Genomic DNA, 18,893 nt, shown 5'->3' on the forward strand with positions numbered 1-18,893 from the left:
GAAAAGAAGAGGAATGGAGGAAAAAACAAAAGGGCGGGCCATCCTCCTGGATCGGCCCGCCCTTTGTTTGGGGTTGTTATCGGCGGTTAGTTCATCACGCTCGAAAGCGCGCCATCTTCAGCGCAGGCCGGCGATGTAGTCGGCCACAGCCTTGATTTCGCGGTCGTTCAGCTTGGCGGCGACGCCGGTCATGGGCAGGCTGTTCAGCCGCACGTTGTCGCGGAAGGCAGTCAGCTGGGCCACGGTGTAGTCGGCGTTCTGGCCACCCAGGCGCGGGTACTGGGCCGGAATGCCAGCGCCGTTGGGGCTGTGGCAGCCGGCGCAGGCCGGGATCTGGCGCTCGCCGATGCCGCCGCGGTAGATCTTCTCGCCCAGGGCGACGGTGTCCTTGTCTTTCGAGAAGCCCGGCTTGACCTTCTTCGAGCCCACGAACCATGCGATGTTGCGCATGTCTTCGTCGGACAGCGCCGAGGCCAGCGGCTTCATGATCGCGCTCTTGCGCTTGCCGGACTTGAAGTCCTGAAGCTGCTTGAGGATGTATTCGGGATGCTGTTGCGCCAATTTCGGATTCGCCGCGATGGCCGAATTGCCGTCTGCGTTGTGGCACGAAGCGCAGCTCTGGCTGTTCGCCGGCGTTGCATTGAACACCGCATCGCCCTTGGCGGGGTCGGGCTTGGCCGGCTTCGCGGGCTCTGCGGCGGCCGAGGCCGCTGCATGCTCATCGGCTGCAAAACTCACGCTGGATGCGATGCCCACGAGGGCTGCAAGCAGAATATTGGCAAACAACTTCATATCGGGGGCTTCGAATTTATGGCGCAAAACCTCACGATTCTACAATGTGGGTCTAGTTTCGAAAGTCCGTAGATGCCCTCCCCGCGCGCCAAGCCTGCTGCCTATCCTCCCCGCGCGGCGCCTGCCGCGGACCCCCAGGTCGCCGAGCGCGAACGCGTGGCACTGGGTTGGTTGCACACCGCCCACTTCCTGACCAGCGCTCCCCAGCTGGAGCATTTGCCCCCCGTCGACCTGCCCGAGATCGCTTTCGTGGGCCGCTCCAACGCGGGCAAATCGACCGCCATCAACACCCTCACGCAGCAGACCCGTCTGGCCTTCGCCTCGAAGACGCCGGGCCGCACGCAGCACATCAACCTGTTCGGCATCGGCAAGCAGAAGGTCGACGACGCCGTGCTGGCCGACCTTCCCGGCTACGGCTACGCGGCCGTGCCGAAAGAGGCCAAGCTGCGCTGGCAGCGCGTGATGGGCAACTACCTGATGACGCGCGAAAGCCTGCGCGGCGTGGTGCTGATGTGCGACCCGCGGCACGGCCTGACCGAGCTCGACGAGATCCTGCTCGACGTGATCCGCCCGCGGGTGGAGCAAGGGCTCAAATTCCTCGTGCTGCTGACCAAGTCCGACAAGCTCACCCGCAGCGAGGCCGCCAAGGTGCTGTCGATTACGCGACTGAACGCCGGCGGCGGCGAGGTGAAACTGTTCTCGGCTTTGAAGAAACAGGGCGTCGGCGAGGCCGCCGAACTGCTGTGGCGCTGGGTGCATCCCGACGGAGCGGCCGCACCGGCGGCGCCACCGGAGCCCCCGGCGGAACCGGAAGAGGCCTGACACCCCACAGGCTGCATCGACCGTCCCATCTGCGAAGCTCACTATCAAAAAAATAGCGACAGTCAACCCAAGGAGACAAAAAAGCATGATCGAGACCTTCCAACGCAGCCTGCCCAACGGCACCACCCTGAGCTGCCGCGCCGCCGGCAAGCCGGGGCAGCCGCTGATGGTGTTCCTGCACGGCTTTCCCGAAGCCGCGTTCATCTGGGACGAGCTGCTCGACCACTTCTCGGACCCTGCACACGGCGGCTACCGCTGCGTCGCGCCCAACCTGCGCGGCTTCGAGAAATCGAGCGCGCCGACCGACGTGGCGGCCTACAAGCCGCACCTGCTGATCCAGGACATCCAGCAGCTCGTTGCCACCGAAAGCGCCGACGGCACCATGGCCGCGCTGGTCGCCCACGACTGGGGTGGCGCCTTCGGCTGGGGCTATGCCAATGCGTTTCCGGCGCAGGTCGGCAAGCTGGTCATCATCAATTCGCCGCATCCGGGCACCTTCACGCGCGAACTGCGCAACAGCCCGGCGCAGCAGCAGGCCAGCGCATACATGAATTTCCTCGCGCGCCCCGACGCCGAGGCGCTGCTCGCGGCCGACGACTTCAAGCGCATGTGGCCCTTCTTCCTGCTGATGAAGGCCGGCCCCGATGGCTACGGCTGGCTCACCGAAGAAGTGAAGCAGAAGTACCGCGACGTCTGGGGCGCGGGCCTCACGGGCGCCTGCAACCTGTACCGCGTGACGCCGATGAAGCCGCCGCTGCCGGGCCAGAGCATCGACGGCATCCCGGTGCTGCCGCGCGAACGGCTCACGGTGAACGTGCCGACCTTCGTGTTCTGGGCGCTCGACGATGCGGCGCTGCTGCCCGGCTTGCTCGAAGGGCTCGACGACTACGTGCCCCGGCTCGAGATCAAGAAGGTGCCCAACGCGACCCACTGGATCGTGCACGAGCAACCGCAGCTGGTGGCCCGCGAGATCGAGGCCTTCCTGCAGCGCACTCAGTAAATGGGCGGCTCGCCTTCGGGGCGGGTCTTGAAGCGGCGGTGCACCCAGTAGTACTGGGAAGGCATCGTGTCGATGTAGCCCTGCAGGCGCTCGTTCATGAGCGCGGTGTCGGCCTCGACGTTGTCGGTCGGGAAGTTCTGCCAGGTCGGCAGCACTTGGATCTCGTAGCCGCCCGGCGTGAGCTTCGACACGATCGGCACCACCTTGGCCTTGCCCAGCCGTGCGAAGCGCGAGAGCGAGGGCACGGTCGCGGCCTGCACGCCGTAGAACGGCACGAAGATGGTCTGGTCGCGGCCGAAATCCATGTCGGGCAACAGGTACAGCAGGCCGCCCTTGCGCAGGCCCGACAGCACCGGCTTGATGCCGTCCACCCGATTCAGCGCCGCCACGTCGCCGAAGCGCGTGCGGCCCTCGCGAATCCAGGCGTCGACCATCGGATCGCGCTGGGTCGTGTAGATGGTGGCCGAGGGCCGGGCCGTGTGCATGGTCAACGCGGTGGCCGCAGCGTCCAGGCCGTAGAAGTGCGGCGCGAACAGGATCATGGGCGCATCGCCTTCGGCGATCTCGTGGATCTCCGACGCGGCGCCGATCACCTTGAGCCGGCTCGCCACCACCTTCTCGGGCGCATGCCAGAGCCAGCTGCGGTCCAGCCACGACTGCGCGACGAAGACGAAGGTCTCGCGCGCGATGGCGCGGCGCTCGGCTTCCGACTTCTCGGGAAAGCAGACGGCCAGGTTGGTGTCGACCACACGCCGGCGGGGCACCGCGACGGTGTGCAGGATACGGCCGAGGAACGCGCCGAAGCCACGTACAAGCGGCAAGGGCAGCGGCGCGATCGCCCGCATGAAGCCGATGCCGAGTTGGGAACCGAGGCTCATGGCGTCTCCCCGGCGGTGGCGGCCGCCACGCGTTCGGCGCGCGGCTCCTTGTAGCGCGCGTAGTCCCACACGTACTGGCCGGGCAGGCTGTGGATCAGTCGTCCGATGGCGTCGTTCATCGCAGCGGCGGCTTCCTCGATGGAGGCCTTGGGATCGGTCAACGCGGTGCCGACGATCGGCTCGAAGCGGATCACGTAGCCCGCGCCGCGTGGCAGGCGCTCGCACACGCTCAGGAAGCAGGCGGCGCCGGTTTGTTGCGCCAGGCGCGGAAGCAAGGTCATGGTGTAGGCCGGCCGCCCCAGGAACGGCGCCCAGACGCCCTGCCCCAGCGGCGGCACCTGGTCAGGAAGAATGCCGGTGTAGCCGCCACCGCGCAGCGTGCGGATCAGGCCGCGCACGCCGCTGTTGTTGGTCGGCAATGTCTGCAGGCCGGGCCGGTCGCGCGAGCCCGCGGCGATCAGGTCGGCCATCCATTTCTTGCGTGCCGGGCGGAACAGCGCCGTGATCGGGCCATAGGCCGCCAGGAAACGCTCGCCGATGGCCTGGCCGCACATTTCCCAGCTGCCCAGGTGCGGCGCCACCAGGATCACGCCCTTCTTTGCCTGCATGGCGGTTTCGAAGGCTTCGACGCCCTCCCAGCGCACCACGCGCGGCAGCACGGTCTCGCCCTGCGGGCGCAACCACAGCCAGGGCAACTCAGAAGCCATCTTGCCGGCGGCGGCGATGGCGGGACGGTATTGGTCGGGTGCGAAGCCCGCACGCTCGGCGTGGGCCTTGAAGCGGCGGCGATAGTCGGGCGCGCACCACCAGACCAGCCAGCCCAGCATGGCGCCGAGGCGATGCATCAACGGCATCGGCACGCGGGCAAGCAGGCGGAACAGGGTGATCATTGAAAACGGGAGGGGTCAAAAAGCGGACGCGCGCGCATGGTATTGCGCGGCTCGAATAGAATGCAAATTGTCGCCGAGTTACGGAACAACTTGCAGGGCGACAAACACAAGCGCAAAGCGATTGTGCCCCGCCGATTCATCGGCATTCTGCTAAAGCGTTCGCCAGGGCTCCGCAGAGTTGGCAACGCGCCAAGTCACTTACAGGAGCATTGAACAAATGGCGAACGACTTCCTCTTCACTTCCGAATCGGTTTCCGAAGGCCACCCCGACAAGGTCGCCGACCAGATCTCGGATGCCATCCTGGACGCGATCTTCGAGCAGGACCCCCGCAGCCGCGTGGCCGCCGAGACGCTGACCAACACCGGCCTCGTGGTGCTCGCCGGCGAGATCACGACCAACGCGCACGTCGACTACATCCAGGTCGCACGCGACACCATCAAGCGCATCGGCTACGACAACACCGACTACGGCATCGACTACAAGGGTTGCGCCGTGATGGTCTGCTACGACAAGCAGTCCAACGACATCGCCCAGGGCGTGGACCACGCGTCGGATGACCACCTGAACACCGGCGCCGGCGACCAGGGCCTGATGTTCGGCTACGCCTGCGACGAAACGCCCGAGCTGATGCCCGCGCCGATCTACTACGCGCACCGCCTCGTGGAGCGCCAGGCCCAGCTGCGCAAGGACGGCCGCCTGCCCTTCCTGCGCCCGGACGCCAAGAGCCAGGTCACGATGCGCTACGTGGACGGCAAGCCGCACAGCATCGACACCGTGGTGCTCTCGACGCAGCACAGCCCCGACCAGAGCGAAACCTCGACCAAGATGAAGGCCTCGTTCAACGAAGCCATCATCGAAGAGATCATCAAGCCGGTGCTGCCCAAGGAGTGGCTCAAGGAAACGCGCTACCTGATCAACCCGACCGGCCGCTTCGTCATCGGCGGCCCGCAAGGCGACTGCGGCCTGACCGGCCGCAAGATCATCGTCGACACCTACGGCGGCGCCTGCCCGCACGGTGGCGGCGCGTTCTCGGGCAAGGACCCGTCGAAGGTCGACCGCTCGGCCGCCTACGCCGCACGCTACGTGGCCAAGAACATCGTGGCTGCCGGCATCGCGCGCCAGTGCCAGATCCAGGTGGCCTACGCGATCGGCGTGGCCGAGCCGATGAACATCACGGTCTACACCGAAGGCACGGGCCTGATCCCCGACGAGAAGATCGCAGCCCTCGTGCGCGAGCACTTCGACCTGCGTCCGAAGGGCATCATCCAGATGCTCGACCTGCTGCGTCCGATCTATCAGAAGACCGCCGCCTACGGCCACTTCGGCCGCGAAGAGCCCGAGTTCACCTGGGAAGCGACGAACCAGGCCGCCGCACTGCGCGCAGCCGCCGGCCTCTGACCTGAGAAGGTTGATCCCCGGTTGCCGTCTCAGGCGACGACCGGCGGAAACTGCACCGTGACCAGCAGCCCCTGCGCCTCGCGCGGGTTGGCTGCCAGGTCCACATTCGCATCGAAGGCCCGCGCAATCTCGCGCACGATGGCCAGCCCCAACCCCGTTCCCTCAGTGTCCTGCGACACCCGGTAGAAGCGCTCGAACACGCGTTCGCGCACCTCGGCGGGAATGCCGGGGCCGTTGTCTTCCACCGTCAAGACCACCACAGCACCTTCCGCCTGCCGCACGCCGACGGTCACGCGACCGCCCTCTTGCGTATAACGCAGCGCGTTGTCGAGCAGGTTCGTCACCAGCGCATCGAGCAGCGCGGGCTGCGCCCGCACGAACGCGCCTTGCGGCCCCACATCCGCCTCCAGCCCCAGGTCAATGCCGCGCCGGTCGGCCAGCGCGGCCAGTTGCTCGACGCAGCGCAACGCCACCGCCGCCAGATCGACCCGCTCCAGCCGCGTGTGCGCGTCGCCGTGCTCGGCCTGCGCCAGCAGCAGGAGCTTGTTGGTCACGTCGACCAGCCGGCGGTTGCTGGTCTGCATCGCCAGCCACATCGCGTCCATGTCGGCGCGGCGCGTGTCCCATTCGCCGCGATGCTGCCGCGTGTAGCGCGCGAACTCGATCTGCGAGGCCTGCATCGCCAGCGGTGTGCGCAACTGATGCGCCGCGTCGGCGATGAAGCGGCGCTGCGCCTCGGAGTGCGCCTTGAGCTGGCCCACGAAGCGGTTGATGGTGTCGGCCACCGGCCGCAGTTCGGTGTGCAGTGCCTGCGGGTCCACCGTCAGGTCGAGGTGCAGGGGATCGCGCTGCGCGAGCTGCTGGCTCAGCCGCACGATCGGGCGCAGCTCCAGCGTCAGCGCGGCCACGGCCAGCGCGATGGCGAGCACCAGCGCGATCAGCAGGTACTGCATCGAAGGCCACCACAAGGTGCGCAGCATGTGGTCGCGGCTGCGCTCGGTCTTGCCCACGGCGATGGTGATGTCGCGCGCGCCGCCGGCCTCGTACATCGAGCGCGTGGTGACCACCGCGCGCAGCGGCCAGCCGGCGAAGTGCGTGTCGTACCACTGCGCGCGGTCGGTGCCCTCGGGCTTGCGCACCTTGGGCAGCGGAAAGTTGGCCGAGCCGGCCAGCACCTCGCCGTCGGACCCCATCACGCTGAGGAACACGTGGTCGCGGTCGGACGACACGAACAGGCTCAGCGCCGAAGGCGGCACGCTGGCCTTGATGTCGTCGTCTTCCCAGATCAGCCGGTCCGACAGCACCTTGGCGGACGACAGCAGGTCGTGGTCCTGCACGTAGTCGGCCACCTCCGCGGCATTGCGCCAGTTGAGCCAGCCGCAGATCGCGACGAACACCGACATCGGCAGCAGCAGCCACAGCGCAAGACGCAGGCGCAGGCTGGCGCGCTTCATCCGTGCGCCCTCAGTCTTCCTGGCGCGTGCGCAGCAGGTAGCCCACGCCGCGCAAGGTGATGATGGTCGCCTGGCTGGCTTCAAGCTTCTTGCGCAGGCGGTGGATGTAGATGTCGACCGCATCGGCACTCGGCTCGTCGTCCAGCCCGAAGATCGCGTCGATCAGCGCCTGCTTGGAGACGGTGCTTCCCGCCTTGAGCATGAGCGTTTCGAGCAGCGTGCGCTCGCGCGGCGGCAGCGCCAGCTCTTCGCCCGCCAGGGTGAACTGCCGCGTGCGCAGGTCGTACTGCAGGTCGCCGCAGGCGATGTCGTTGGTCTTGCCCGGCATCTGGCGGCGCACCAGCACCTTGATGCGCGCGACCAGCTCGCGGATCTCGAAGGGCTTCACGAGGTAGTCGTCGGCGCCGATCTCCAGGCACAGCACCTTCTGGTCGAGCGATGCCGTGGCCGTGAGGATGATCACCGGCACCGCATCACCCCGCTCGCGCAGCCGCCGCAACACCGCCTTGCCCGAGAGCTGCGGGATGTTCAGGTCCAGCAGCACCACGTCGTAGGCCGTCTGCAGCAGCAGGCGGTCGGCCGCGTCGCCGTTGTCCACGTGGTCGACCACGAAGTCCTGCTCGCGCAGCAGGCTCGCGAGCCAGTGCGCGAGTTGCGGGTTGTCTTCGATGAGCAGCAGCTTCATTAGGGGCGGGGTGGTGGCGGTGGATTCTAGGAAGCATCGCGCGGCCCTAGGGATAACCATGACAAATCATGCGGGCCGCCGAAAGCTGGCCGAAGGATGCCGTTTTCTAGACTGGCCCCGTCCTGCGGCAGATGTGCGCGGACCGACTTCCAATTCAATACCAACACGGAGAGACACCATGTCCCTGTCGACGTTCGCCACCCGCCGCACCCTGCTGGCTGCCGCCCTGTGCACCGCCCTCGCCGCCGCCGCGCCGCTCGCGCAGGCCGCCGACGCACCGATCACCATCATGGTGGGCGGCATCAACAAGATCATCTACCTGCCGGCCAAGCTCACCGAGGTGCTGGGCCACTTCAAGGACGAGGGCCTGAACGTCGAGCTGCAGTCGCAGCCGGCCGGCGTCGACGCCGAGAACCAGCTGATCGCCGGCGCCGTGCAGGGCGTGGTGGGCTTCTACGACCACACCATCGACCTGCAGAGCAAGGGCAAGGAGATCCAGGCCATCGCCGTGTTCTGCAAGGTGCCGGGCGAAGTGGAACTGGTCTCGACCAAGGCTGCGGCCGCTGGCTTCAAGAGCATGGCCGACGCCAAGGGCGGCAAGACGCTGGGCGTGACGGGCCTGGGCTCGTCGACCGACTTCCTCACCCGCTACCTGGCCGACCGCGCTGGCGTGGCCTCGAAGGAATACTCGCTGCTGCCCGTGGGCGCCGGCAACACCTTCATCGCGGCCATGAAGCAGGACCGCATCCAGGCCGGCATGACCACCGAGCCCACCGTGTCGCAGATGCTCAAGACCGGCGACGCCAAGATTCTGGTCGACCTGCGCACCGAGCCCGACACCGTCAAGGCCCTGGGCGGCCTCTACCCCGCGGCCAGCCTGTACGTGCAGAACACCTGGGCCGAGTCGCACAAGGCCGAGGCCGCCAAGCTGGCCCGCGCCTTCGCGCGCACCATGCAATACATCAGCACCCACAGCGCCGAAGAAATCGCCGAGAAAATGCCGCGCGACTACTACGGCAACGACAAGGCGCTGTACATCGAGGCACTGAAGGCTTCGCTGCCGATGTTCACGACCGACGCGAAGATGCCGGCCGGCGGCCCCGAGAACGTGCTGAAGGTGCTCGCCACCTACAAGCCGCTGGTCAAGAGCAAGAACATCGACCTGTCGAAGACCTACAGCAACGCCTACCTGGCAGCAGCGGCGGCAAAGTGACCATGCGCAACGGAACCCCCTCCAGCAACAGCAGCAGCACCGCCGTGACCTCGGCCATCGACTTCAACGACGTGTCGCTGCGCTTCATCTCGCAGGACGGCAACGCCACCGTGGCGCTGCGCAACTTCAGCATGTCGGTGGCGCGCGGCGAGTTCGTCGCCATCGTCGGCCCCACGGGCTGCGGCAAGTCGACCACGCTGAACATGATCACCGGCCTGCTCAAGCCCACCGTGGGCGACGTGAAGGTGATGGGCCAGCCGGTGAACGGCGTCGATCCGCGCATCGGCTTTGTGTTCCAGGCCGACGCGGTGTTCCCGTGGCGCAGCGTGGAAGACAACGTGGCCGCCGGCCCGGTGTTCCGCGGCAAGCCGAAGAAGGAAGCGATGGAACTGGCGCAGGAGTGGATCCACCGCGTGGGGCTTTCCAAGTTCGGCAAGCACTATCCGCATCAGCTCTCGGGCGGCATGCGCAAGCGCGTGGCGCTGGCGCAGACCTTCATCAACAACCCCGAGATCCTGCTGATGGACGAGCCCTTCTCGGCGCTCGACATGCAGACGCGCACGCTGATGCAGGACGAGCTGCTGCAGCTGTGGTCGGGCAACGGCGGCAGTGTGGTGTTCGTGACGCACGACCTGGAAGAAGCCATTGCGCTGGCCGACCGCGTGTTCGTGCTGTCGGCGCGCCCCGCCACGCTCAAGCGGGTGTACGAGATCGACCTGCCGCGCCCGCGCGTCATGTCGGAGGTGCGCTACGACAAGCAGTTCATCGAACTCTCGAAGCACATCTGGGACGACCTGCGCGAGGAGGTGGTCATTCAATGAACACCGCAACCATCACGACAACAACGAAGACCATGACGCCCTCCACTACCCCCGCGGCCGCCGTGCTGCCCTCTTCGCTCAGCGACGCCGCGCTGGCACGAGAGTCCGAAATCGCGCAGGCGGCCATTCGCGGCCGTCGCCGCATGATCATCGCGCTGCGGCTGATCGTGCTGGTGGTCGCGCTCGGCGGCTGGGAAATCGCGGCGCGCCTGAAGTGGATCGACCCCTTCTTCTATTCGATGCCCTCGATGATCTACGACCAGCTCGTGGAGTGGATGCGCGACGGCACGTCGCAAGGCTCGCTGTGGATGCAGGTCGCGGTGACGCTCGAGGAAACCGTGATCGGCTTCCTGATCGGCTCGGTGGCCGGCGTGCTGTGCGGCATCATCCTGGGCCGCAACAAGCTGCTGTCGGACGTGTTCAGCCTCTACATCCAGATCGCCAACTCGATCCCGCGCGTGGTGCTGGGTTCGATCTTCGTGATCGCGCTGGGCCTGGGCATGGCGTCGAAGGTGGCGCTGGCCGTGGTGATGGTGTTCTTCGTGGTCTTCGGCAATGCCTTCCAGGGCGTGCGCGAAGCCGACAAGTACATGATCGCGAACGCGCAGATTCTGGGCGCCTCACCGCGCCAGGTGACGATGTCGGTGGTGATCCCGTCGGCCATGTCGTGGATTCTTGCCAGCCTGCACGTGAGCTTCGGCTTTGCGCTGGTCGGTGCGGTGGTCGGCGAGTTTCTCGGCGCCAAGGAAGGCATCGGCCTGCTGATCTCGACGGCACAAGGCGCGTTCAATGCAAGCGGCGTGTTCGCGGCGATGATCGTTCTTGCGGTGGTTGCGCTTGCTGCGGACTTCTTGCTGAGTTCGCTTGAGAAGCGGCTGTTGAAGTGGCGGCCTGCCGCGTTCTGAAGACGACGCGTTGAGATGACTGACGAACGGCGGGTATTACCCGCCGTTTTTCTTTTGGGGCCGCGGTTCGCGGGTGTGTGCGCAGGACACCGGGTACTCCCCTCCGCGAATGTCCCCCGGGGCTTCGCCCCTCCTCCTTTATTTCGCTGCGGGGAGCACCCGATGCCCTGCGCACAAGAAGCGCTGTCGTTGTGCTGGCCGATCAACGACCACTCCGGATAACGCTCACGCTGGCGGGGTGCCTTGCGCAGCGAAATAAAGGAGGAGGCCGCAGGCCGGGGGACATTCGCGAAGCAAGGTACCCCGTCGGCGTGAGCGCCGCCCTGAACGACGACACGCCACACAACACACCGGTTCAGAACCGGTAGGCGCCACTCAACCCCACAGTCCAGTTGCGCCCCGGTGCCGGCTCGTAGTACCGACCGTTGCCTTCATTGACGATCACCGAGCCCACATAGCGCCGGTCGAACAGGTTGTCGATACGCGCGAAGGCGTTGAACTCCCAGCGCTCCCACTTCTTCAGATAGCCCGCATAGGCAGCCACCACCGCATAGCCCGCCGCGACGGCGGTGTTGACGTCATTGGCCTGGATACGGCCCAGCGCGCGCATCTCCACACCCGTGCGCCAACCTTCGGGCGGCACCCAGCCCAGCGATGCGAACAGCGACTGGCGCGCGATGCCTGGAATGCGGTTGCCTGCGGCCACGGTGTTCGCGGTGCCGCAAGGCGATGGCGAGCAGAAGGCGTCGCGGTAGGTCGCGTCCAGCCACGTGTAGGCCAGCTGCGTTCGCCAATGGTTGGCCGTCTCGTGCTGCCAGCCCAGCTCGAAGCCGTTGCGCCGCGTGCGCCCGGCATTCTGGAACGTGGCGCGGCCACCGATGTTGGTGTCGGTCACGATCTCGTCGCGCGTGCGGGTCTGGAACAACGCGGCGGTCAGCAAGCCGCCCGCAAGGCGGGCCTTCGCGCCGACCTCGATGCTGTCGTTGACCGAGGGCCGCAGCGCGAAGTTCAGGCCACTGGCGCCGTTCGCGCGGTAGGAGAGCTCGTTGAGCGTCGGTGTCTCGAAGCCTCGCCCGATGGAACCGTACAGCGCCAGATCCGGTGTGGCCTGGTAGCGCAGCGACGCCACGGGCAGCGTGCGGCTGTAGCGCGCGTTGCCGCTGTCGTCGCGGTTGGTGCCGACGATGTAATAGTCCTGCGAGTCGAAGTGCACGCTGCTGCGGCGCACGCCGGCCTCGAGCGTCCATCGGTCGGTAAAGCGCCACGTGGCTTGCGCGTACGGGTCGAGGTTCCAGACGGTGTTGCGCTCGTTGCGGCGCAGTCGCCCTTGCACACCGAGCAGCGGTGCCGCGACGGGCCCCAGGTAGTTCTCGTAGCCGCGGCGCTGCTCGCGCAGGCTGTCGTAACCCAGGCCTGCGACCACGTCGAGCGGTCGGTCGGCCAGTTGCAATGCGGCGCTCCAGCGCAGGTCGATGCCGCCGTACTGCCGCGAAAGATCGATCACGCCGCCCGCATGCAGCGGGTTCTGCTGGGCGGACACCGGAATCGACTGGTACTGCGTGGTCTTGCGCTCGCCGCCGTAGACCATGAGGCGCAGCGCCTGGGTGGTGTCGATGCGCCGCTCGTAGAGCAGGCCGACCTGCGTCTGCTCGACCGTCTTGCGGGTGTTGTACTGGTTGGCAAGCGGCGCGTTGCGCGGCGCCAGTGCGTATTGGTCGGCGGTCAGGCCGAGCGGGTCTTGCGCGTCGATGCGCACGCTGTTGAGGATCAGCGTGAGCTTGTCGCCGTTGTCCAGCGCGATGCCGAGCTTGCCGTTGGCGATGTCGCGCCGCGCGGCACTGTGCTCGCGCCAGCCATCGGTGTGGAAGCGGCTCGCATCGAGCAGGTAGTCGACAGCGCCTTGCGAGCCGCTAAGTTGCAGCGACTGCCGCCAAGTGCCGAAGCTGCCGCCTGCGAGCGAATACGAAAGGCGCGGCGCGCCCTCGCCCGAAGCGGTGAACGCCTGCACCACGCCGCCGGAAGAATTGCCATAGAGCGCGGAGAACGGCCCGCGCAGCACCTCGATGCGATCGACCGAACCGATGTCGATGTTCGAGGTCTGGCCCTGGCCGTCGGGCAAGGTGGCGGGAATGCCATCGACATACAGGCGCACACCGCGCACGCCAAAGGTGGAGCGCGCACCGAAGCCGCGAATGGACAGCTGCAGGTCTTGCGCGTAGTTCAGCCGGTTCTGCACCTGCAGCCCCGGCACGGCACCCAGGCCTTCGGAGAGGTTGACCTGCAGGCGGCTGTCGCGCATTTCATCGCCATCGACGCGGTCCACCGAGCCGGGCACGTTGAAGGGCGTGACTTCGCCGCGCGGGGTAGAGACGGTCACTTCGCGCAGCCGGGCCGCCGCCGCATCGGTCTGCGGTTGCTGCTGTGCCTGCGCGGCGAATGGAACGCCCAGCATCAACAGCCGGGCAGCGGTGGCGAAGGCAACATTCATTGCACCGATTCTGCTTCGGTGCGCCGGGCGGCCTGCCTAGCGAGAACCCGCTCAGTGGCGGGAAACGCCCCGCCAGCTAGCTAGCTAGCTAGCTAGCGCGAAGGACGGCGCCAGCCATACCACGCACACACGACCACGGGAATGCCCAGAGCGAACCACGCCAGGATGTCGCCCAGCCCGCCATCGCTGAAGAGCGCGGAGATCAGGCCGAAGGTCGTGAGCAGGCCGAGCACGATCGGCCAGCGCCACATGCGCCAGAAGCTCTGATGCTGTTTCATGCCTGTGCCTTCATCGCCGGTGCGGGCTCGGGTTGCGACGACGCGTCGGGCGCGGGCTTTTCATGTGCTGCCGCCTTGGGGGAAGCAGGCACGGGGTTGCCCCGCTTGAGCCAGAGATACAACCCGCTGCCCAGCACGATGATGGTCGCGATGTCGAGCAGCGCCCAGATGATCTGCATCGGCATGCCGCCGTAGTCGCCGAAGTGCAGCGGCTGCGACACGAGCAGCGCCGTGAGGTACCAGGGCAGCTTGGGCGCCGCGGTGACCTCGGCCGTTTTCGCATCGACCAGCACCGGCTGGTAGAGCTTCGAGGTGAAGGGCTCGTTGCCGCGCAGGAAGAAGGTGGTGTGGTGCGGGCTCGAGAACGAGGTGCCCGGGAAGGCGATGAACGACAGCTTGGTGTCGGGCGCGCGCTGCATGGCGGCTTCCATCGAACGCTGCACCGAGCCGCGCTCGGCCACCGGCACCGTCGGCTCGCCCTTGTAGGGCGCGAGCAGCGCACTGAGCTGGTCGTGCTGCCAGTACTTGATGAGCAGGTCGGCCCACGTGTTGATCATGCCGGTGGAGCCCACCACGAAGAGCCACACCAGCGTGACGACGCCCAGCAGGTTGTGCAGGTCGAGCCACTTCAGGCGGGGCCGCTTGTCGCGGCGCACGGTCCCGAAGTCGAGCTTGCGCATGAAGGGCGAGTACAGCACCACGCCCGAAACGATGGCGACCAGCAACAGCAGGCCCATGAAGCCCAGGAAGAGCTTGCCGGGCAGCCCGGCAAAGAGGTCGACGTGCAGCTTGTACATCACGTACATGAAACCCTCGTCGAACTTCGGCTGCGCCAGCACGACGCCCGTGCGCGCGTCGACCGCCACCGACTTGAAGTCGTCGGTCGGCTCGGGCGTGTGCGTGAGCGTGACGAACCACAGGTTGTCGTTGTCATCGGCCTGCGAGGCGAACTGCACCACGCGGTCGGGGTGCCTGGCCTTCGCGATCTCGAGCACGCGGTCCAGGCTGATGTGCGGTGTGCCCGGCGCCATCTTGGGTGCCTCGACTTCGGTGCCCAGCAGGTGGCGGATCTCGTGGGTGAAGATCAGCGGCAGCCCCGTGATGCACAGCAGCAGCATGAACAGCGTGCAGACGAGGCTGCTCCACTTGTGCACCCAGGCCCAGGTCTTGATCTTTCGGCTGTTCATGTCGTGACTGTGCTTGGCGGATGAATATTGAAAACGTCGGGGCGGGCGGGCGATGCACTCGGGCAGGTCGACGTGCCCCGATACAAGGCGGCAGATGTCGAGGGTGTCGAAGGCCCGGCCTTCCCGGGCGCTTTCGCACTGGCGCGCGAAGAAGCGGTTCTGCGCCACCCCAACAACACAATTAAGAACCATTCTCATTTTAGTAGCCACAAAGTCTCAATCCGGCCAATTCCACCTTTGGCGCGGGGCGTTGCGTTGCGAAATTGCGTCCTCGATCGCGGGCGAAGCGGCTACGATGCCGCCCGCACGGGCTTCTCCGTGCATCGACAGCCCTCATGCACAAGCTCATTGCCTTTCTATTTCCCGCGCTGCGCGGTCCGGCTCTGCTGCTGATTGCCCTCGCATTGGTGGGCTGCGCCGGCCTTCCGCCCCGAACGCCCGAGCCACCGTCGCTGGCGATCGCGGCATCGCCCACCACGGCACTCGGCCACGCGGCAGAAAGCCTGAACTCGCCGCCCGACGGGCTGACCAGCATGCGGCCGTTGATCGAGGCGTCCTACGCGCTCGATGCGCGGCTGGAACTGATGCGCCGCGCCCAGTCGTCGCTCGACGTCCAGACCTACCAGCTCGGCAACGACAAGACCGGCCGCCTGATCCTGCGCGAGCTGCGCAATGCCGCCCGGCGCGGCGTGCGCGTGCGGCTGCTGCTCGACGATTTCTATACGGCGGGCATGGACCGCCTGCTGCTCGGCCTGGCAGCGGAGCCCAATGCCGAAGTCCGCCTGTTCAATCCCTTCGTCAATGCGCGCGATCACTCGTCCGGACGCTGGCTTGAATTCTTCGGCGACTTCCGCCGGCTCAACCACCGCATGCACAACAAGCTGTTCGTGGCCGATGGCGCGATGGTCATCGCAGGCGGACGCAACCTGGCCGACGAGTATTTCCTGCGCAGCGAAAGCGCGAACTTCATCGACTTCGAACTGCTCATGGCCGGCCCGGTGGTTCCCGAGGCGGCAGCCATCTTCGACACCTACTGGAACAGCGACGTGGTCTACCCCCTGCAACGGGTGGCCAGCACCAACCTGACGCCGGAGCGGCTCAAGGCCGACTTCGACAGCGCCACCTCCCCCGCCCACGCGCCGGCCCCCGACCCGCTCCCCATCACCGACCTGCTGGGCGACCTGCCCCTGGGCGCGCAGCTCGCGAACATCGACGAGGTGAAGTGGATGCGCGCCGAAGCACATGCCACCGCCGACAGCCCCAACAAGGCGCTGGGCGTCATGACGCACCCCACCGAATCGCTGGCGCAGCGCTTCCATGAGATGACGGCCACCGCGCAGTCGAACGTGGTGGTGATCTCGCCCTACTTCATTCCGGGCGACGAGGGCATGGAGCGCATCCGCATGGGGCGCGAGCACGGCGTGAACATCACCGTGATCACCAACTCGCTGGCCGACAGCGACGAGCCGCTGGTCAACATCAACTACAACCGCTACCGCGTCGACATGCTCAAGCTGGGCGTGAACCTGTACGAGGTGAGCACCCAGCAGCTCAAGCGCAGCGGGCAATTCCGCGACCTGCTCAAGAAGGCGCGCGGCCGGCTGCACGCCAAGCTGGCACTGATCGACCGCCAGTGGGTGCTGCTCGGCTCCATGAACCTCGACCCGCGCTCGGCCCGGCTGAACACCGAGTTCGGCGTGCGCGTGCGCAGCTTCGACCTTGCACAGGCGCTGCTGTTCGCCTACCAGCTGGACGACATCGAGGGCGTCTACCGCGTCGTGCTCAAGCCCGATGGCCAGAACGTGCAGTGGATCGGCACCGGCGACGTCAACAACGAGGTGCTCGACAGCGAGCCCGATTCGAGCATGCTGACCCGGCTGCAGCTGCTGCTCTTTTCCTGGTTCGTTCCTACCGACCAGTTGTGAGCAATGAGTAAGTGAGCGGGCGGCGCGGCGACGCGGCGGCCCGCTCAACATCAGGCGCGTGACGCCGCCGCCAGCTCGCAAACAGCCAACCGGCTCCCCAGCATCGGCTGCTGCTGCGTAGCGCAATGCGTGGCGCCGCCGCCCAGCGAGATCGCGCTGATCGGCAACAGCTCGATCCGGCGGTCCGGGAAGGCGCGGGCGAACACCTCGCGCGCCTGCTCGTCCTGGGGCACGTCGAAGGCGGTGGAAATCACCGCGCCATTCACGAGGATGTAGTTCGCATAGATGTCGCAGAAACGCGCGCTGCCGTGGTTCTGCGCCCCGCGCGGCACGGGCAGATCGAGGATCTCGAAACGGCGGCCCTGCACGTCGGTGGCCAGTTCGAGAGCGCGGCGGTTTTCCTGCATCGCGCGGTAGTAATCGCCCTGGTCAGGGTCGGCCGCATTGAAGAGAACCCTGCCCGGCGCGATGAAGGAGGCGATGCCGTCCACGTGGCCGTCGGTCTCGACTTCGGCCGGATTGCCCGGCAACCAGACGATCTTCTGCACGCCGAGCATGCGCCGCAGCTCGGCCTCGATGTCCGCCTTGCGCATGCCAGGGTTGCGGTTGTCGTGCAGCAGGCAGCTTTCGGTGGTCAGCAGCGTGCCCTGCCCGTCCACGTAGAAAGCACCGCCTTCGAGCACCATGTCCGACTGCACCAGCGGCACCTGGGCCAGCGCCGTAATGTCCGCGGCGGCGCGCTGGCAACCGTCGTGGGGGTGGTACTTCTCGCCCCATGCATTGAAGCGAAAGCCCACCGCCGTCTGGGTGAGGCGGTTTTCGTCCACGAGGAACACGGGGCCGCAGTCGCGCAGCCAGTTGTCCTCGACCGCCATGGGCACGACGGTGACCTGCGGGCCGCAGATTTCACGGGCCATGGCCGCCAGCGGCGCGTGCGCCGCCACGATGCAGCGCTGGTAGCGGGCGATCGTGCGGGCCAGCAGCCCGAACGCGCGGCAGACCTCGTCGTAGTGCGCGCCCCAGAGTTCTTCGCGGTTGTCCAACACGGGCCAGCCCAGCCAGGTGGCGGCCATCGGCTCCCATTCGGCGGGCATGCGCAGCCCGGCACGGCGGGCGTCGAAATCGTTCGAGATCAAGGTGTCCTTTTGGAAGGTGTTTCAGGAACGACGACTTTGACTTGAAGCCAGTTAATAAAAAAGCGACATTTCTTGTGTCTACCCATCCAAGAAATTCATATGTCGAACGCCAGACTGCCGTCCTTCAAATTCCTGATCGGCTTCGAAGCGGCCGCGCGCCTGGGCAATTACTCGCGCGCGGCGGACGAGCTTTTCATCTCGCAATCGGCCGTCAGCCACCAGATCGCGCAGCTGGAACAACAGGTCGGCCAGCCGCTGTTCCGGCGCCGGGGGCGCGGCGTGGAGCTGACGGTGGCGGGGCGCCTGCTGCTGGACAGCGTGAGCAAGTCGCTCGAGCAGATTCGCAACGGGCTCAACCGCATCGAGACCTACATGGACGACAACCTCGTCACGCTGGTCTGCCCGGCTCCCGTCGCCAGCGGCTGGCTGCAGCCCCGCGTGGAGCGGCTGCTGCAGGCGTACCCCGCGCTGTGTCCGATCATTTCGATCGACGAGACCGCCCGCTACATCGACGAACTGGACGTGGACATCGCGATCACGCGCGAACCGCTCCGGCAGCAGGGTGTGTTCGAGGTGCCGCTGCTGGTCGACGAACTGGTGGCCGTTTGCGTCCCCGGGCTGGCCGAGCAGCCCGGCACCGGGCTGCTGTGCCTCGAAGGGGACCTCACGAGCGATCGGGTCGGCCCGTTCATCCGGGCGCACTTCGCCCACCTGCGCAAGGTCGCCATCTACGACGATCCGCGCCTCCTGCTCGACGCAGCGCTGCGGGGCCGGGGCATCGCGCTGATGTCGAGCCTGCTGGCCGACGATGCCTTGCGCACTGGCAACCTCCAGCACCTGTCGGCCAGCCCGAGACTGAGCCTGGGGACGGTGTGGATATCGCGCACCGAGGGCCCGTCGCGCCTGCCGCTGGTGCGCAACGTGTTCGACAGCCTGCTGCATTTTTCGCAGACCGACACGCCTGTCATGAGTCAGATTGATTGATCGAGGCAAGAAACATCAGTTATGCAAATAGGTGAA

17 protein-coding genes are annotated in these 18,893 nt (G+C 66.7%); 8 read left to right on the forward strand and 9 right to left on the reverse strand.

Going from position 1 to position 18,893, the window contains the following annotated elements:
• Positions 1 to 117: 117 nt before the first annotated feature.
• A complete protein-coding gene (locus BLQ28_RS25755; RefSeq protein ID WP_093246119.1) occupies positions 118 to 792 on the reverse strand; it encodes a c-type cytochrome in 675 nt (224 codons plus the stop codon).
• A gap of 72 nt (positions 793 to 864) precedes the next feature.
• Here BLQ28_RS25755 and yihA point away from each other — a divergent pair, with 72 nt between their 5' ends.
• Positions 865 to 1,614 carry a ribosome biogenesis GTP-binding protein YihA/YsxC gene (gene yihA, locus BLQ28_RS25760; RefSeq protein WP_093246121.1) on the forward strand — a complete coding sequence of 250 codons (750 nt, stop codon included), beginning with the start codon at positions 865 to 867 and terminating at the stop codon, positions 1,612 to 1,614.
• Between the two features lie 85 nt (positions 1,615 to 1,699).
• Positions 1,700 to 2,614 carry an alpha/beta fold hydrolase gene (locus BLQ28_RS25765; protein WP_093246122.1) on the forward strand — a complete coding sequence of 305 codons (915 nt, stop codon included), beginning with the start codon at positions 1,700 to 1,702 and terminating at the stop codon, positions 2,612 to 2,614.
• On the opposite strand, the gene BLQ28_RS25770 is transcribed toward BLQ28_RS25765, so the two are convergent.
• Positions 2,608 to 3,492, reverse strand: a complete 885-nt coding sequence (locus BLQ28_RS25770) for an LpxL/LpxP family acyltransferase (RefSeq protein WP_093246124.1) — start codon at positions 3,490 to 3,492, stop codon at positions 2,608 to 2,610. The two genes, BLQ28_RS25765 and BLQ28_RS25770, sit on opposite strands and share 7 nt — an antisense overlap.
• The gene (locus tag BLQ28_RS25775; protein ID WP_093246125.1) at positions 3,489 to 4,382 is read right to left on the reverse strand and encodes a lysophospholipid acyltransferase family protein; all 894 of its coding nucleotides are present in this window, start codon (positions 4,380 to 4,382) and stop codon (positions 3,489 to 3,491) included. The genes BLQ28_RS25770 and BLQ28_RS25775 overlap by 4 nt, the downstream gene beginning before the upstream one ends.
• A gap of 217 nt (positions 4,383 to 4,599) precedes the next feature.
• Here BLQ28_RS25775 and metK point away from each other — a divergent pair, with 217 nt between their 5' ends.
• Positions 4,600 to 5,781: a methionine adenosyltransferase gene (metK, locus tag BLQ28_RS25780; RefSeq protein WP_093246126.1), complete on the forward strand. Its 1,182-nt coding sequence runs from the start codon at positions 4,600 to 4,602 to the stop codon at positions 5,779 to 5,781.
• Between the two features lie 29 nt (positions 5,782 to 5,810).
• Here the strand turns inward: metK and BLQ28_RS25785 are convergent, their stop codons facing one another.
• On the reverse strand, positions 5,811 to 7,235 hold the full coding sequence (locus tag BLQ28_RS25785; protein ID WP_176801227.1) for a sensor histidine kinase: 1,425 nt from the start codon (positions 7,233 to 7,235) through the stop codon (positions 5,811 to 5,813).
• Between the two features lie 10 nt (positions 7,236 to 7,245).
• A complete protein-coding gene (locus tag BLQ28_RS25790) occupies positions 7,246 to 7,920 on the reverse strand; it encodes a response regulator transcription factor (protein ID WP_093246129.1) in 675 nt (224 codons plus the stop codon).
• Between the two features lie 178 nt (positions 7,921 to 8,098).
• Between BLQ28_RS25790 and BLQ28_RS25795 the strand changes: the two genes are divergently transcribed.
• From BLQ28_RS25795 to BLQ28_RS25805, 3 genes are read left to right on the forward strand one after another with little or no spacing between them, the layout of a single operon-like run.
• The gene (locus BLQ28_RS25795) at positions 8,099 to 9,133 is read left to right on the forward strand and encodes an ABC transporter substrate-binding protein (RefSeq protein WP_093246131.1); all 1,035 of its coding nucleotides are present in this window, start codon (positions 8,099 to 8,101) and stop codon (positions 9,131 to 9,133) included.
• 2 nt (positions 9,134 to 9,135) lie between these two features.
• On the forward strand, positions 9,136 to 9,954 hold the full coding sequence (locus BLQ28_RS25800) for an ABC transporter ATP-binding protein (protein WP_093246132.1): 819 nt from the start codon (positions 9,136 to 9,138) through the stop codon (positions 9,952 to 9,954).
• Positions 9,955 to 9,986: 32 nt separating this feature from the next.
• Positions 9,987 to 10,859 (forward strand): ABC transporter permease, encoded by an 873-nt coding sequence (locus BLQ28_RS25805; RefSeq protein WP_093246134.1) that lies wholly within the window; start codon positions 9,987 to 9,989, stop codon positions 10,857 to 10,859.
• A 355-nt stretch (positions 10,860 to 11,214) separates the two neighbouring features.
• Here BLQ28_RS25805 and BLQ28_RS25810 read toward each other — a convergent pair whose 3' ends face one another.
• The 3 genes from BLQ28_RS25810 to BLQ28_RS25820 all read right to left on the reverse strand — a co-directional run bounded on the left by BLQ28_RS25810 (position 11,215) and on the right by BLQ28_RS25820 (position 14,812).
• Positions 11,215 to 13,347, reverse strand: a complete 2,133-nt coding sequence (locus tag BLQ28_RS25810; RefSeq protein ID WP_093246135.1) for a TonB-dependent receptor — start codon at positions 13,345 to 13,347, stop codon at positions 11,215 to 11,217.
• A gap of 92 nt (positions 13,348 to 13,439) precedes the next feature.
• Positions 13,440 to 13,625: a hypothetical protein gene (locus tag BLQ28_RS25815; RefSeq protein ID WP_093246137.1), complete on the reverse strand. Its 186-nt coding sequence runs from the start codon at positions 13,623 to 13,625 to the stop codon at positions 13,440 to 13,442.
• On the reverse strand, positions 13,622 to 14,812 hold the full coding sequence (locus BLQ28_RS25820) for a PepSY-associated TM helix domain-containing protein (protein WP_093246192.1): 1,191 nt from the start codon (positions 14,810 to 14,812) through the stop codon (positions 13,622 to 13,624). Before BLQ28_RS25820 ends, BLQ28_RS25815 begins: the two co-directional genes overlap by 4 nt.
• Positions 14,813 to 15,147: 335 nt before the next feature.
• Between BLQ28_RS25820 and BLQ28_RS25825 the strand changes: the two genes are divergently transcribed.
• Positions 15,148 to 16,737, forward strand: coding sequence for a phospholipase D family protein (locus BLQ28_RS25825; RefSeq protein WP_093246138.1), 1,590 nt, complete (start codon positions 15,148 to 15,150; stop codon positions 16,735 to 16,737).
• A gap of 50 nt (positions 16,738 to 16,787) precedes the next feature.
• Here BLQ28_RS25825 and BLQ28_RS25830 read toward each other — a convergent pair whose 3' ends face one another.
• A complete protein-coding gene (locus BLQ28_RS25830) occupies positions 16,788 to 17,873 on the reverse strand; it encodes an agmatine deiminase family protein (protein WP_256327455.1) in 1,086 nt (361 codons plus the stop codon).
• 99 nt (positions 17,874 to 17,972) lie between these two features.
• Here BLQ28_RS25830 and BLQ28_RS25835 point away from each other — a divergent pair, with 99 nt between their 5' ends.
• Positions 17,973 to 18,857: a LysR family transcriptional regulator gene (locus BLQ28_RS25835; RefSeq protein WP_093246140.1), complete on the forward strand. Its 885-nt coding sequence runs from the start codon at positions 17,973 to 17,975 to the stop codon at positions 18,855 to 18,857.
• The last annotated feature ends 36 nt before the right edge of the window (positions 18,858 to 18,893 follow it).

This window comes from Variovorax sp. EL159 (assembly GCF_900100965.1).
GTDB lineage: Bacteria > Pseudomonadota > Gammaproteobacteria > Burkholderiales > Burkholderiaceae_C > Variovorax.